A 15,427-nucleotide genomic window follows, 5' to 3' on the forward strand; every position below is an offset into this window, starting at 1 on the left:
GCATCGTGCCTGCCCTCGCGGCCAGGCGGGCGGGAAACTCGTGGGGATAGCCCAGATTCAGACCTCGATGTCATACCGCTATTACGGTACATAACCCTGCTCATGACACTACCTTAGATGCCTTACCGATAAGTACCCGCACTCTGCCGTGAATTATTTGCTTGCAAGGCATGTTTATGTTGATAACATCGCGCCCCATGCTTCGAATAAGCCGCAGGGCCGCGCCCTCCGGGGACATCTCCGCCGATCCGAAACTTGTCGGCGCGGCGAGGGAGGGGAGCAGACAGCAAGCAAACAAGCCAAAAACGAGAAACGTCTGATTCCAGTCGCGTCAGCGACACGACCCCTGCGCCACCCAAAGACATGCACACCCTGTCGGACATCAACGTCGGCGTCATCGCCGCTAACCGCTTCCGCGGCAATCTCGCCGACGTGACCAACAAGGTGCGCTGCTGCGATCGGTGCGGCCCGGACTGCTGACTTCCATGCTCGCCCTCACTCACCACGGCGCCGTCACCGGCGTCACCGGCTCCTGCCACGAACTCACCCTGCACGGCCCCGGGGGAGCAAAAGGGGGGATGCTGGTCGATTGCGGCATTTTCCAGGGCAGCGAAGCCGCGGGGCGCAGCAACGCCGATGAACTGGCCGTCGACTTCCCGCTTGCGCACGTTCGCGCGCTGGTCGTCACGCACGTCCATATCGACCACGTCGGGCGCATCCCGCATCTCCTCGCGGCCGGCTTCGACGGGCCGATCCTGTGCTCGCCGCCTTCGGCGTTGATGCTGCCCGAGATCCTCGAAGACGCGCTCAAGATCGGCTTCACCCGCGACGCCCGCCTCATCGAGCGCGTGCTCGACCGCATCCGCGCCCGCATCGTGCCGGTGCCTTTCGACCAGTGGCATACCGTGTTCAACGACGGCGCCGGCCGGCTCGCGATCCGCCTGCAGCGCGCCGGCCACATCCTCGGCTCGGCCTACGTCGAGTGCGACGCCACCACCGTTGCCGAACGCGAACGCATCGTCTTTTCCGGTGACCTCGGCGCGCCCGACTCGCCCTTGCTGCCCGAACCGCGCCCGCCCGAGCGCGCCGACCGCCTCGTCATCGAAGCCACTTACGGCGACCGCGACCACGAAGACCGCGCCACCCGCCGCCACCGCCTGCAGGCCGTGCTCGAACACGCGCTGGCCGACGGCGGCACCGTGCTGATCCCGGCTTTCGCGATCGGCCGCACGCAGGAACTGCTCTACGAAATCGAAGACATCATCTTCGAAGCCGGCGACGACCCGCGCTGGAAGCAGCTCGACATCGTCGTCGATTCGCCGCTCGCGGCCGAATTCACCCGTCTCTACCGTAACCTCAAGCCGTACTGGGACGAAGAGGCCATCGAACGCGTCCGCCAGGGCCGCCACCCGCTGTCCTTCGACCAGCTGCTCGTCCTCGACCGCCACGAAGACCACCTGAAAGCGGTCGACTACCTCACCCGCACCGGCCGCCCCGCCGTCGTCATCGCCGGCTCGGGCATGTGCGCCGGGGGCAGGGTGGTGAACTACCTCAAGGCGATGCTCGGCGACGCGCGCAACGACGTGCTCTTCGTCGGCTACCAGGCCGCCGGCACGCCGGGCCGCGACATCCTCACCTTTGGTCCGCGCGGCGGCTGGGTCATGCTCGACGGCGAGCGCCACCCGATCCGCGCGCAGATCCACCAAGTGGGCGGCTATTCCGCGCATGCGGGGCAGTCTGATCTGTTGAGGTTCGTCACCGGGATTCCGCAGTTGCCCGCGGAGATCCGCATCGTGCATGGCGACGACGAAGCGAAGGCGGCGCTCAAGCGCAAGCTGGAAGAAGGGGGCGTGGCGAATGTGCGGGTGCCTGGCAGTCAAGAAACCTGAAACCGCCCAGTACGCTGCCCACGACAAAACTTGCCCTTTCCCAATACGTAAAAACACAGCCCTTTCGCATGCACACTCTTTCGGACATCAACCTCGCCATCATCGGCCTCGGCTACGTCGGGCTGCCGCTCGCCGTCGAATTCGGCCGCAAGCAGCACGTCACCGGCTTCGACATCCACGCCGAGCGCATCATCGAGCTGCAGGCCGGCCGTGACCGCACGCTCGAAGTCGACGCCCGCGAGCTCGCCGCCGCCGAATACCTGCGGTTCACGGCCGACCCGGGCGACCTGGCCGAGTGCAATGTCTTCATCGTCACCGTGCCGACGCCGATCGACGAACACAAGCGACCGGACCTGACGCCGCTGATCCGCGCCAGCGAGACCATCGGCAAAGTCCTCAAGCGCGGCGACATCGTCATTTTCGAATCCACCGTCTATCCCGGCGCCACCGAGGAAGAGTGCGTGCCGGTGCTCGAACGCGTCTCCGGCCTGCGCTTCAACCACGACTTCTACGCCGGCTATTCGCCCGAGCGCATCAACCCCGGCGACAAGGCGCACCGCGTCAGCACGATCAAGAAAGTCACTTCCGGCTCCACGCCGCAAGTGGCCGACCTCGTCGATGCGCTCTACGGCCGCATCATTACCGCCGGCACCCACAAAGCCCCCAGCATCAAGGTCGCCGAAGCCGCGAAGGTCATCGAGAACACCCAGCGCGACCTCAACATCGCGCTCATCAACGAACTCGCGATCATTTTCAACAAGCTCGGCATCGACACCGAAGCCGTGCTCGAAGCCGCCGGCACCAAGTGGAACTTCCTGCCGTTCCGGCCCGGTCTCGTTGGCGGCCACTGCATCGGCGTCGATCCGTACTACCTCACGCATAAGGCGCAGGCCATCGGCTACCACCCGGAAATCATCCTCGCCGGCCGACGGCTCAACGACGGCATGGGCGCCTACGTGGTGTCGCAGCTGGTGAAAGCCATGCTCAAGCGCCGCATCCAGGTCGAAGGCGCGCGCGTGCTGGTGATGGGCCTCGCCTTCAAGGAAAACTGCCCCGACCTGCGCAACACCCGCGTCGTCGACATCGTCCGGGAGCTCGCCGACTACAACGTTCAGGTGGATGTATTCGACCCGTGGGTGGATGCCGCTGAAGCGCGGCACGAATACGGCATCACGCCGATCGAGCTGCCGACCCCCGGCCAGTACGACGCGGTGCTGCTCGCCGTGGCCCACGACCAGTTCAAGGCAATGAGCGCGCAGGGCATCCGCGCCCTCGGCAAGCCTGAACACGTGCTGTATGACCTCAAGTACGTGCTGCCGCGGCAAGCGGCCGACCTGCGCCTGTAACGCCCGGACCGCCTGGGAAACCCCGCAATCCACCGAACTACGTCGCCCGGCTTGATTGTCCTCGAACGATTACATAAGTAAAATGCCCAGCGTAAAACACACGCCTGAATTCGAAAGCTGGCTCAACAGCTTACGGGACCGCCCCACGCGCTTCCGGCTGCTGCGCCGGCTCGAAAAGGCGCAACGCGGACTGTTGGGCGACGTTGCTCCAGTTGGCGAAGGTGTTTTCGAGATGCGCGAGTTTTTTGGTCCCGGCTGGCGCATGTATTACATCCAGCGCGGCGAGGTGCTGATCGTGATGCTGGGCGGCGGTGACAAGAGCAGCCAGGCAGCGGACATCGCCTCCGCCAAGGCCTTGGCGGCGACGTTAAAGGACGGATAAGCCATGAGCAAACCAGTGAAAATCAGCGACCTGCCCGAGTTCGACATGGCAGAGCACCTGAAGACCGATGCCGATGTTGCGGAATACCTGCGCCAGGTACTCGAAGACGGCGAGCCGGGCGAATTTGCGGCTGCGCTCGGTCACATCGCCAAAGCGCGCGGCATGACCGAAATCGCCAAGGCTACCGGCATCAAGCGCGAAGCGCTTTACAAGGCGCTTCGGCCGAATGCCCACCCGCGCCTCGAAACCGTCCAGCGCGTGTGCAAAGCGCTGGGGGTCAAGCTCACGGCGACGGTCGACAACTAAGGCGCAGCATCCACACAAGCGTCCATTGCACGAGTGCCCGCGTTTCGCAGGCCGACACAGCATCCATACCCTCGACCCCTTGCCGGTGAAGCGCCGGCACTCCCACCAGCCCAATGATCGCCTACCAAGCCCTGCAATCCATCCTCCGCGACGCCCCCAAAACCTGGCTCGTCACCGGCGTCGCCGGTTTCATCGGGTCGAACCTGCTCGAAACCCTGCTCCGGCTCGACCAGCACGTCGTCGGGTTGGACAACTTCGCCACTGGTTACGCGCGCAACCTCGACGAAGTGCAAACGCTGGTCACCCCGGAGCAATGGGCGCGCTTCATGTTCATCGAAGGCGACATCCGTAAGCTCGACGACTGCCACCGCGCCTGCGAGGGCGTCGACTACGTCCTCCACCAGGCTGCGCTCGGCTCGGTGCCGCGCAGCCTGGATGACCCGATCACCAGCAACGCCACCAACATTGACGGCTTCCTCAACATGCTGGTCGCCGCGCGCGATGCCAACGTCAGCAGCTTCGTCTACGCCGCCAGCAGCTCCACCTACGGCGACCACCCCGGCCTGCCCAAGGTGGAAGACATCATCGGCAAGCCGCTGTCGCCGTACGCCGTCACCAAATACGTCAACGAACTCTACGCCGACGTTTTCGCGCGCAGCTACGGTTTCACCACCATCGGCCTGCGCTACTTCAACGTTTTCGGTAAGCGTCAGGACCCCAACGGCGCCTACGCCGCGGTGATCCCCAAATGGACTGCGGCGATGATCCAGGGCGACGACGTCTTCATCAATGGCGACGGCGAAACCAGCCGTGATTTCTGCTTTGTCGACAACGCCGTGCAGGTCAACCTGCTGGCAGCCACCACGGCTGACGAGGCCGCGCGCAACCAGGTCTACAACGTCGCCGCCGGCGGGCGCACCAGCCTGAACCAGCTATTCGAAGCGCTGCGCCACGCGCTGGCCGACAACGGCGTGCGCTACGACAAAAGGCCGATATACCGCGAGTTCCGCGCCGGCGACGTGCGCCACTCACAGGCCGATGTTGGCAAGGCGGAACGTCTGCTCCGCTACGTCCCCAGCCACGAGATCCAGGCCGGCATCCAGGCGGCGATGCCGTGGTACAGCCGCTTCTGCACCATGGGTGCCAGGGAGATCCGTGCGATGGGGAAGCCGGACCACGTGCGCTACGACCTCTAGTACGTCCTTCCCGCAAAGACTCCGATTTGCGGCTGTAGAAAGTTGATTGTGGGTTGGCACAGCGTGGGCCTTGGCTCCTGCAACGAATATGTTCTCGATTGACATTATTTATTGAAAAGTTAGTAGCTCGAGAATTCAATCAAGTTTCTGACGATCACGGAAATTGCAACAGGCGAGATCACATGAAGCTTAAAGGGAATCTAATTAATGGTTTGTCTTTAATAACGATACAGGGAGCAAATGCGCTATTTCCATTATTAGTATTTCCTTTTCTGCTCAGCGTGCTTGGCGAGGGTGCCTTTGCCGAACTTGTCGTCGCAGAGAGCCTTGCGCTCTATGTACTAACAGTGTCTCTCTATAGTTTTGATACTAGCGGTGTGCAGTACATAATCGAGGCTAGAAAAGGTGGAAAACTGGCTAAAGAAGCCGATTTTTTCATGAATATTCTTGCGGCACGTATAGTTCTATTTCTCGTTTCATCGCTACTGCTGGCTACATTATTCGGAATATTCTCTGATAGCAGCCTCAATGTTTTGCTGGCTTGGCTAGGCTTTGCACTCGGAACAGTTTTACAGTCGAACTACTATTTTCAGGCGATTGAAAATAATTATGAACTTGCGTTTTTTATTCTGCTTTCCCGCTTTTGTGGCGTACTGGCAGCATATCTGTTTATCAATAGTCCAGACGATCTTTTGCGAGCATCTGCAATCCTTTCGGGGAGCTTTCTTGTTTCCGGCCTTGCTGTCCTCGTTGTTGCCATCAACCGCTTCGGACTAGATTCATGGCGGTTAGTCAGCACAAAAAAAATAGTGTCTTTGCTTCGCAATGGCCGTCATCTTTTTTTGGGAAACATTTCAGTCTTGCTGTTTCGAAACACAAATATTCTTATCTTGGCGGGAGTATCGAGCAGCACTTCAGTTTCTACGTATGCCCTCGCTGAGAAAATAATTAAGAGCATTCAAGCGCTCGCGCGACCTTTAAATCAGCTCTTCATGCCTAAGGCTGTTAAGGGCTGGTCAGCGCAACCTGTCGACAAAAGAACAAGCATTACAGCGTTAGCGCTGATCTGGAAGAACACGCGCACTCAGGTTTACCTGCTGCTTGCGGTATTGCCGGCTATCGTGCTTTCGATCTATGTCGGACATGCTTTGGGCTTTTTACCTGGCTTTAGTGATGACGTAATTGCGCTTGTAACATTAATGGCTCCATCGGTAATCTTTGGTGCTGCCAATGCCATGTTCGGTGTCGTCGGACTGAGCCTCATTGGCGCGCAGTCCTACTTTTCGGCCGTTGTATTCATTGTGGGCGTAGCAACTTTTTTGTACTCATTAATCGCATCGTACGCTTTTTCAGCATATGGTGCTGCAACCGCTTACATTTTCGCAGAAGTGTTATTATTAATCTTGTTTATCTGGAAATACCACCGGAATACTACACGTGGACATTTTTCTTCTTAAAATAATCAACCTTTCTCTTTCAGCGGCCTTATTCCTGATTGCGTGGCTTGCTAAAAATGTGGTTGGAGTTTGGTTGAATCCTGTTTCAATATTTTCACTTTTCTGGTTTTTCTTTACGGCATTCCCCCTTTTTGTTGCATTTGAAGCGCCTGTTAACCCGCTAGCTATTGCATATATTCTAGCATTTTGCATTTTCTTCTCGTTATCAGCTTTGTTTTTTCGATGGCGTCGCGGATTTATACGAAACGCAAACAAGCTATCGGCGGCACACTATTTTGATAGACCATTAATAACGATCGCACTTTATTCATCCTGCACTTTTGCAACCCTAATGCTCATCATTGGGATGCTACAGCAGGGATTTTCAATCGCCCTGCTGCTAGACAGTCCTCTCTCTATCGGCGGAACATATGCTAGTAAACGATACTCGGGCGAGATTGTGTCGAGCGTTTACTCACAAATTGGTCTGCAGTTCAGCTATTGTACGGTTGTATTAGGAGGGCTGCTCTACGGTTCGCGGGATACAACAAGACGTCGGAAAAAATTGATAATTATTTCATTTCTCCCGTCTTTGCTGGTGGTGTTTTTACAAAGTGCTAAGGGGTTGTTTTTCTTTTCTGTGTTCTTATTTATTGGCGGAGTGTTAGTTACAAAAATATATGATAAAAAATTTTCGCTGTTTAATGGTGCAGAGATTCGAACCTTAGCGACATACGGGCTTTTTGCGCTTCCCGTAGTTATTGCGTCATTCCTATCGCGTGGAATTTACCAACTTAATGATAGTGTACTAATAATTAGTCGCCTCAGGTATTATTTGATCAGCTATTCCTCTGTGCACCTTCCTGCATTTTCCGACTGGTTTTCTGACCGATATACCGGGGAATCATCGATGGGATATCGGCAGGATTTTCTTAGCATGGGGTTCTATACTTTCATGTCGTTTTTTCGACTTGCGGGTGACGATCGGCCCGTTCTGGCCGGTATTTATGACGAATATTATTCGTATGGAGATACGATTCAGGGAAATCTCTATACTGCATTCCGTGGTCTAATTAGTGACTTTACACTTCCTGGAAGCCTGCTTGTCGCCTTCATTCTTGGCGGGCTATGTAATTTCTTTTATTGGCGACTACTAAGCAGCCGAAGCAGTGCGTTCTCAACGTTGTTTTTTATCTATTTTGTGGCAATAAGCTATCAAACGTATATTGTAAGCTCACTTACATGGATTACAATTCCGGTTGCTTTTCTGGTGCAGTGGGTCATGCTTCACTTTTTAATGAAGACCAGAGTTTAGCTGAGATTTGAATATGAAAATCTGCATGATTCCGGTGTGTTACAATGCGCATGATGACGCTTTGCGGCTTCTTGACTCTGTTGATCGCGCTTTGAAGATTTATTCTGGTTTCACGCTCGACGTTATTCTGGCTGACAATTCTACGATACCATCGAATATAGATATATCATCGCGGCGGTATGGATATGCCATTCATTGGCTAAAAAATAATAATGTCGGATATTTTCCGGCGTTCAATAATGCTCTGGCTAGATTGCAAGTTGAGAGTTATGATTTTGTGATTGTATGTAATGTTGACCTGGTGATTGCGGAGAATTTTTTTTTGATTTTAGCAAAACATCCATTGGCGCGTGAGACGGGCTTGATTGCCCCAAGCATCTTATCGGAAAAAAATGGCCGTGATCTAAATCCAAAGATTATTCACCGACCAAGTGCTCGCAAGATGAAATTTATGCGCATGATTTGTTCTAGCGCGACACTGTTCACCTGGTATCAAAAGCTAGCCTCCATACGTGAACAATCACGCGCTCGCAGTCAAAAGCGCAGGTATCTGTCATTTTCATCGGCCGAACGTATTCAGAATAAGCCAATGTACGGCGCGCATGGTTCATTTATGGTCTTTACTCGACACTACTTTGCCATGGGTGCACACGTTTTCTACCCAAGATTTCTTTTTGGCGAAGAGGTCTTTGTTGCTGAGCAATTAAGAATTCATGGCTTAAAGATCGAACACGTCCCAGGATTGCGAGTTTTCGATAAAGAGCATGCATCGACATCACAAATTAGACTTGATTTTATTCGTGCCGAGCATAAGAAATCTTATGAATATTTATATGGACAGTTTTATGCTAAGTAAAAAATAGAATGGACCGCCTCACTATTTTTTATGGATTTGTTCGAAAGAATATCCAAGCACGGAATGACACGACGAGCGCCGCCAGGATTCAAAGTGGAGGGGGCGCGAAGACATAATTAAATATTTTCAACATTGAGAGTAGGATGAAACAAATCCTCCAAGACATGACCAAGGGCGGCACTAGCGTCGCGCAGGCGCCCGCTCCGCAGGTTTCCCGCGAAAGCGTGATCATCAATAGTCGTGTTTCACTGATCTCCGCCGGTACTGAGCGCATGCTGGTCGGCTTCGGCAAGGCTTCCTATCTGGAGAAGGCCCGTCAGCAGCCCGAGAAGGTGAAGATGGTGCTGGAAAAGGTCGTCACCGATGGGCTGATGAGCACCATCGAGGCGGTGCAGTCCAAGCTGGCGCTGCCGCTGCCGCTGGGTTACTGCAATGTCGGCGTGGTGGTCGAGGTTGGCGCAGGCGTGGAGGGTTTAAAGGTCGGTGACCGGGTAGTGTCCAATGGCCCTCATGCCGACGTGGTGAAGGTGCCGAAAAACCTCTGCGCGCGCATCCCCGACGAGGTGGACGACGAGGCGGCCTCCTTCGTGGTCGTGGCCAGCATCGGTCTGCAGGGTATCCGCCTGGCCCAACCAACCCTTGGCGAAGCCTTCGTGGTGACCGGCGTCGGTCTGATCGGCCTGCTGACCGTGCAACTGCTGCGCGCCCAGGGTTGCCGCGTACTGGCCATCGACTTCGACGATGCCAAGCTGGAGCTGGCGCGGCAGTATGGCGCGACCACCTGCAACCCCGGCAAGGGCGAAGACCCGGTGGCTGCCGGCATGGCCTTCAGCCGTGGCCAGGGCGTCGACGGCGTGATCATCACCGCTTCGACCAAGTCGAACGATCCAGTCACCCAGGCGGCGCGCATGAGCCGCAAGCGTGGGCGCATCGTCCTGGTCGGCGTCACCGGCCTGGAACTGAACCGCGCCGATTTTTACGAAAAGGAGCTCACCTTCCAGGTGTCCTGCTCCTACGGTCCCGGTCGCTACGACCCCTCCTACGAGGACAAGGGCCAGGATTATCCGCTGGGCTTCGTGCGCTGGACCGAACAACGCAACTTCGAGGCGGTGCTGGACATGCTGGCCAGCGGCCGGCTGGACGTGAAACCGCTGGTCACCCATCGCTTCGCCTTCGAGGATGCGCCGCAGGCCTACCAAGCCCTGACCGATGACAAGGCCGGCCTGGGCATCCTCCTGCAATACACTTCGGACGTGGCCGCGCGCGCGGTTCGTCAAGTGACTCTCACCCCGTCCGTCAGCTTCAACGCCCAACGCCCGGTGATGGGTTTCATCGGCGCCGGCAACTATGCCTCGCGCATGCTGATTCCGGCCTTCAAGGCCGCTGGTGCGCAGTTCCACACCATCGTTACCGCTGGCGGCATCAACGGGGTGATCCACGGCGAGAAGGCCGGCTTTGCCGAAGCCTCTACCGATACGGGGGCCATGCTGGGCAATTCGGCGATCAATACCGTGGCCATCGTCACCCGTCACGATAGCCATGCCCGCTTCGTCGCCCAGGCCCTGCGGGCCGGCAAGAACGTCTTCGTCGAGAAGCCGCTAGCCATCGATTTTGCCGGTCTGGACGAGGTGCAAAGCGCGTACAGCGCGGCTCATGCGAACGGCAAAGGCCCGCAACTGATGATAGGCTTCAACCGCCGCTTTTCGACTCAAGTGCAGAAGATGAAGGCCTTGGTGGAGCCGGTGAAGGAGCCCAAGTCATTCATTATGACCATGAACGCCGGTGCCATCCCGGCCGACCACTGGACTCAGGACAATGAGGTCGGCGGCGGGCGGATCATCGGCGAGGCTTGCCACTTCATCGACCTGATGCGCTTCCTGGCCGGCAGCAAGATCGTTTCTATCCAGGCCCGTCGCATGGGCGATGCGCCCGGCGTGGCAGTCACCGAGGACAAGGCGTCCATCACCCTCGGCTTCGAGGACGGCTCGTTCGGCACCATCCTCTACTTGGCCAACGGCGCCGCCAGCTTCCCGAAGGAGCGCGTCGAGGTGTTCGCTGCCGGCCGTGTGCTCCAGCTGGACAACTTCCGCAAGCTCAGGGCCTACGGCTGGCCGGGCTTCTCCAAGCTCAACCTGTGGAAGCAGGACAAGGGTCAGAACGCTTGCGCGGCCGCCTTCCTGCAAGGCATCGAGCAGGGCAAGCCGGCGATTGCCGCAGACGAGATCTTCGAGGTAGCCCGCATAACCATCGAAGTCGCCGAGCTGTTGCGCAACCAGTGAAAAGGATCCCGAGAGGTGGCGTGTGCGGCTTCTTTACTTTGCAGAAGTAGAAGATCCGTTCTGCGCCAATCTCGCTGAGCGAAATTTTTGAAGTCAGCCGCGTAACGATCGAAGCGACTCAAACGACATGGAATATATGAAAACCATTGACATCATCGCGGGCGCTCGCCCGAACTTCATGAAAATCGCGCCGATCATTCGTGCCTTCAAGGCACGTGAGGCGGAAGGCGGGCCGCTGCGGTATCGGTTGGTGCATACCGGCCAGCACTACGACGCCCGGATGTCCGGCGACTTTTTTACCCAGTTGGGAATTCCCGAGCCGGACGTGAACCTGGAAGTGGGCTCTGGTACGCAGGCCGAGCAGGCGGCTACGATCATGACGCGCTACGAGCGCCTGCTGCTCGATGCCAAGAGCGACCTGTGCTTGGTGGTGGGCGACGTGACTTCGACGATGGCCTGCGCAATCGCCGCGCAAAAGCTGCACGTGCCGGTGGCGCACGTGGAGGCCGGAATCCGCTCGGGGGACTGGACGATGCCCGAGGAGATCAACCGGATGGTGACCGATGCAATCACGAACTGGTTCTTCACCACCAGCGAAGTCGCAAACGACAACCTTCGCCGCAGCGGTGTGAGCGACGACCGGATTTTCTTTGTCGGGAACACGATGATCGACACGCTGCTGGTAAATCTGCCGCGCCTGCAGAAGCCAGGCTTCTGGGACGAGCTGAGGCTAAAGGCGAGCGAATACTTCGTGGTGACATTGCACCGCCCGACTAACGTCGACAAGGGCGACGGTTTCGCCCGCCTGCTCGCCGCGATCGGCGAGGGTACGCGCGGGTTGCCGGTGGTGTTCCCGGTGCATCCACGCACCGCGAAAACCCTGCGCGATCTGGACGAGGTGCCGGCGAACTTCCGCCTGGTCGATCCGCAGCCGTATCTGGAGTTCAACTATCTGGTGAAGAGCGCCAAGGCGGTGATCACCGATTCGGGTGGCATTACGGAAGAAACGACCGTGATGGGCGTACCGTGCATGACCTTGCGCGACAACACCGAACGCCCAGAGACGGTGACGGTGGGCACTAACGAATTGATCGGCACCAACCCAGACGCGCTGGCGCCCGCGCTCGACAAGCTGTTTGCTGGCGAGTGGAAACGGGGAGGTATTCCGGCATTGTGGGATGGCAAGACCGCCGAGCGGATCGTCGCTAGACTCGAGAAGCTGCTTTGCAAGTGAGCCTTGCAACGCAGGCGCGTACCGCGCTCGCACTCGGGGTGCCGAATCTGGCGCGGGCGTTCTCGTACCGCCTGCGGGTGAAGTCGGGCTTGACTTCCGCGCGCCGCCTGCGGGGCGAGGCGCCTTGCGGCCCTTTTTTTGCTGTGCCGTCGTCGGTCGCGCGCGATCTTCCTCTGCCGGAAACCTGGCAGACGCACGCACGGCTCTTTAGCTATTGGCCGATCGCGGTGAGCGATGCGCCGCCAGATTGGCATTGCAACCTGCTTACCGGTAAGCGCATTGCAGCCCCCGAGCGTGAATGGTGGCGGATCCCGGATTTCGACCCCGCGGTGGGCGACATCAAGCTCATTTGGGAGGCCTCTCGCTTCGATTGGGTGATTGCCCACGCGCAGCGTTTGCGCGGCGGCGATGCCGCTGCGGTTGCGCGGCTGAATGATTGGCTGGAGGATTGGTGTCGGTGCAATCCGCCGTATTGCGGGCCCAACTGGAAGTGCGGGCAGGAAGCCTCGATTCGGGTAATGCATCTGGCCATGGCGACGGTGTTGCTCGGGCAGTCGGAGGCGCCGCTGCCGAGTTTGCTGGAACTGGTGCGGCTGCACCTGCAACGGATCGAACCCACCATCGCCTACGCCGTTTCGCAGGACAACAACCACGGCACGTCGGAGGCTGCCGCGTTGTTCATCGGCGGTAGCTGGCTGGCGCGGAATGGCCTTGGGGATGGTGTTCGCTGGGAGGCGCTGGGGCGCAAGTGGCTGGAGAACCGCGCGGCGCGGCTGATTGGTGACGATGGCAGCTTCAGCCAGTATTCGGTGACCTATCACCGGGTGATGCTGGATACCTTCTGCATGGTCGAGGTGTGGCGTCGGCGAGCCGGCTTGCCGGCGTTTTCGGAGCGCTGGCGCGCGCGTACGCACGCGGCGACGCGCTGGTTGCGTACGTTGGTGCGTGTCGAGAACGGCGACGCGCCGAACGTGGGCGCCAACGACGGCGCCCGGCTGCTTCAACTGACTGATACCGACTACCGCGATTTTCGGCCGAGCGTCCAACTGGCCGCGGCGCTGTTCGAGGACGGTTGCGCGTACGCGGAGGACGGGCCATGGAACTTGCCGCTGCGCTGGCTGGGAGTGGAGGTGCCGACGCGAATGCTCGACACGCTCTGGAGCAATGCGTTCGACGAGGGCGGCTTTGCGGTATTGCACAACAGCGATGCGATGGCCTTATTACGCTATCCGCGTTTCCGTTATCGCCCCAGCCAGGCCGACGCCCTGCATCTCGACCTGTGGCTTGGCAAACGTAACCTGCTGCGCGATGCCGGCACCTACAGCTACAACACCGAAGCGCAGTGGCTGAACTACTTCCCCGGCACGGCGGGCCACAACACGGTGCAGTTTGACGACCGTGATCAGATGCCACGGCTGAGCCGCTTCCTGTTCGGCGACTGGCTCAAGACACGCGAGCGCGACACGGTGACGGACGACGGCACTACGGTTGCATTCGGCGCGGCCTACCGCGACTGCAAGGGGGCATATCACCGCCGGCGGGTGTCGTTACGTGAAAACTGGCTGCGGGTAGAAGACCGTGTAGAGGGTTTTGCCCGCAAGGCTGTGTTGCGTTGGCGACTAGAGCCGGGCGACTGGTGGATCGAGGGCAACACCGTGCGCAACGGTAAGCATTACCTGCGGGTCGAGGCCGGCGAAGGGCTGGTGCGCTTCGCACTCGTCACCGGCTGGGAGTCGCGTTACTACCTAGAAAAGACCGAAGTTCCCGTGCTCGAAGTGGAAGTCAATCGGGCCGGAACCTTGATTAGCGAGTATTGCTGGGCACCATGAGAGTCCTTTATTTTCATCAGCACTTTTCCACCCCACGGGGTGCGGCAGGCATCCGCTCATACGAAATGGCGCGGCGGCTGGTCGCGCGCGGCCATCAGGTGACCATGGCGTGCGGCAGTTACGGCTTGGGCGAGACCGGGCTGAGCGCGCCTTTCGTTGGCGGCACGCGACGGGGCACGGTGGATGGGATCGACATCGTCGAGTTTGACCTCGCGTATTCGAACAGCGACGGTTTCGTTAAGCGCGCGATGACCTTCGTCAAGTTCGCCGTGCGCAGCGTTGGGCTGGCGCTGACCGAGCGTTACGACTTGGTATTCGCCACCACGACACCCCTGACCGCCGGTATTCCAGGCATCTTCGCACGCTGGCTGCGGGGCAAGCCGTTCGTATTCGAGGTGCGCGACCTGTGGCCGGAACTGCCCAAGGCCATGGGCGTAATCAAAAACCCGCTGGTTCTGAGTGCCATGTCCGCGCTTGAATGGGCTAGCTATCGTTCGGCGCATCGATTGGTGGGATTGTCACCAGGCATCGTCGAGGGCATTGCACATCGTGGCGTCACACGCGAACGCATTGCGCTGGTACCCAACGGCTGCGATTTGGAAATTTTCGGAGGGGATGTGCAGGCATGGCGACCGGATGCAGTCAAGCCAACCGAGCTACTTGCCTCCTTCACCGGCACGCACGGGGTCGCCAACGGGCTTGATGCGGTGCTCGACGCCGCCGCGGAGTTGAAGCGGCGTGGGCGTGACGACATCAAGATCCTGCTGATCGGACAGGGCAAGCTCAAGCCCGTCCTGCAGGCACGTGCCGAACGCGAAGGGCTGAACAACGTGGTGTTCCACGACCCGGTCAACAAGGCGAAGCTCGCAGGGCTAATGGCGAGCACGGATGTCGGCCTGCAGATTCTGGCGAACGTGCCAGCCTTTTATTACGGAACTTCACCCAATAAGTTCTTCGACTACATCGCGGCCGGGCTGCCGGCGCTCAACAACTATCCAGGCTGGTTGGCGGGAATGATCGAGGAGAACCGCTGCGGCTTTGCGGTACCGCCGGATAACCCTCAAGCATTTGCCGACGCGCTCGAAAAGGCTGCGGACGACCGTGAGGCGCTCAAGAAGATGGGACAGCGCGGCAAAAAGCTGGCGATCCGCGAGTTCGACCGGCAGAAGCTCGCCGACAGCTGGGTCGATTGGCTGGAAGGCGCGCGCGCATGATCAAGCGTGAATTCGACATCGTGGCACGGTTTTGGATCTGCTCTTGTTGGCGCTGATGAGCGCCGCTCTGAGTTGCAGATCCGCAAGAAACTGGGCTCACCTGCTTTTTTAAACCTTGTACGTGCAGCAAGCGTAAGTACCTGCT

The 15,427-nt window shown here is 58.6% G+C and carries 12 protein-coding genes; all 12 read left to right on the forward strand.

The features are described from left to right. Positions 1-485 precede the first annotated feature (485 nt). The 12 genes from GO608_RS16660 to GO608_RS16715 all read left to right on the forward strand — a co-directional run bounded on the left by GO608_RS16660 (position 486) and on the right by GO608_RS16715 (position 15,282). Positions 486-1,889, forward strand: a complete 1,404-nt coding sequence (locus GO608_RS16660) for an MBL fold metallo-hydrolase RNA specificity domain-containing protein (protein ID WP_169199798.1) — start codon at positions 486-488, stop codon at positions 1,887-1,889. A 68-nt stretch (positions 1,890-1,957) separates the two neighbouring features. Continuing rightward, positions 1,958-3,235, forward strand: coding sequence for a Vi polysaccharide biosynthesis UDP-N-acetylglucosamine C-6 dehydrogenase TviB (gene tviB / locus GO608_RS16665; protein ID WP_169199799.1), 1,278 nt, complete (start codon positions 1,958-1,960; stop codon positions 3,233-3,235). A gap of 82 nt (positions 3,236-3,317) precedes the next feature. Beyond that, positions 3,318-3,617 carry a type II toxin-antitoxin system RelE/ParE family toxin gene (locus GO608_RS16670; protein ID WP_169199800.1) on the forward strand — a complete coding sequence of 100 codons (300 nt, stop codon included), beginning with the start codon at positions 3,318-3,320 and terminating at the stop codon, positions 3,615-3,617. A gap of 3 nt (positions 3,618-3,620) precedes the next feature. Next, positions 3,621-3,923 carry an addiction module antidote protein gene (locus GO608_RS16675; protein WP_169199801.1) on the forward strand — a complete coding sequence of 101 codons (303 nt, stop codon included), beginning with the start codon at positions 3,621-3,623 and terminating at the stop codon, positions 3,921-3,923. 113 nt (positions 3,924-4,036) lie between these two features. Further along, the gene (locus tag GO608_RS16680) at positions 4,037-5,119 is read left to right on the forward strand and encodes an NAD-dependent epimerase/dehydratase family protein (protein WP_169199802.1); all 1,083 of its coding nucleotides are present in this window, start codon (positions 4,037-4,039) and stop codon (positions 5,117-5,119) included. 182 nt (positions 5,120-5,301) lie between these two features. Continuing rightward, positions 5,302-6,576, forward strand: a complete 1,275-nt coding sequence (locus tag GO608_RS16685; RefSeq protein ID WP_169199803.1) for an oligosaccharide flippase family protein — start codon at positions 5,302-5,304, stop codon at positions 6,574-6,576. Beyond that, complete coding sequence (locus GO608_RS16690; protein ID WP_169199804.1) at positions 6,557-7,870, forward strand: O-antigen polymerase; 1,314 nt, start codon at positions 6,557-6,559, stop codon at positions 7,868-7,870. The genes GO608_RS16685 and GO608_RS16690 overlap by 20 nt, the downstream gene beginning before the upstream one ends. A gap of 13 nt (positions 7,871-7,883) precedes the next feature. After that, a complete protein-coding gene (locus GO608_RS16695) occupies positions 7,884-8,726 on the forward strand; it encodes a glycosyltransferase family 2 protein (protein ID WP_169199805.1) in 843 nt (280 codons plus the stop codon). 143 nt (positions 8,727-8,869) lie between these two features. After that, entirely contained in the window at positions 8,870-11,005 is a 2,136-nt protein-coding gene (locus GO608_RS16700) for a bi-domain-containing oxidoreductase (protein WP_169199806.1), read from the forward strand. 136 nt (positions 11,006-11,141) lie between these two features. After that, positions 11,142-12,239, forward strand: coding sequence for a non-hydrolyzing UDP-N-acetylglucosamine 2-epimerase (wecB, locus tag GO608_RS16705; protein ID WP_169199807.1), 1,098 nt, complete (start codon positions 11,142-11,144; stop codon positions 12,237-12,239). Then, complete coding sequence (locus GO608_RS16710) at positions 12,236-14,068, forward strand: heparinase II/III family protein (RefSeq protein WP_169199814.1); 1,833 nt, start codon at positions 12,236-12,238, stop codon at positions 14,066-14,068. The genes wecB and GO608_RS16710 overlap by 4 nt, the downstream gene beginning before the upstream one ends. Then, positions 14,065-15,282 carry a glycosyltransferase family 4 protein gene (locus GO608_RS16715; protein ID WP_169199808.1) on the forward strand — a complete coding sequence of 406 codons (1,218 nt, stop codon included), beginning with the start codon at positions 14,065-14,067 and terminating at the stop codon, positions 15,280-15,282. The genes GO608_RS16710 and GO608_RS16715 overlap by 4 nt, the downstream gene beginning before the upstream one ends. Positions 15,283-15,427: the final 145 nt, after the last annotated feature.

The sequence above is a fragment of the Aromatoleum buckelii genome, assembly GCF_012910785.2.
Taxonomy (GTDB): domain Bacteria; phylum Pseudomonadota; class Gammaproteobacteria; order Burkholderiales; family Rhodocyclaceae; genus Aromatoleum; species Aromatoleum buckelii.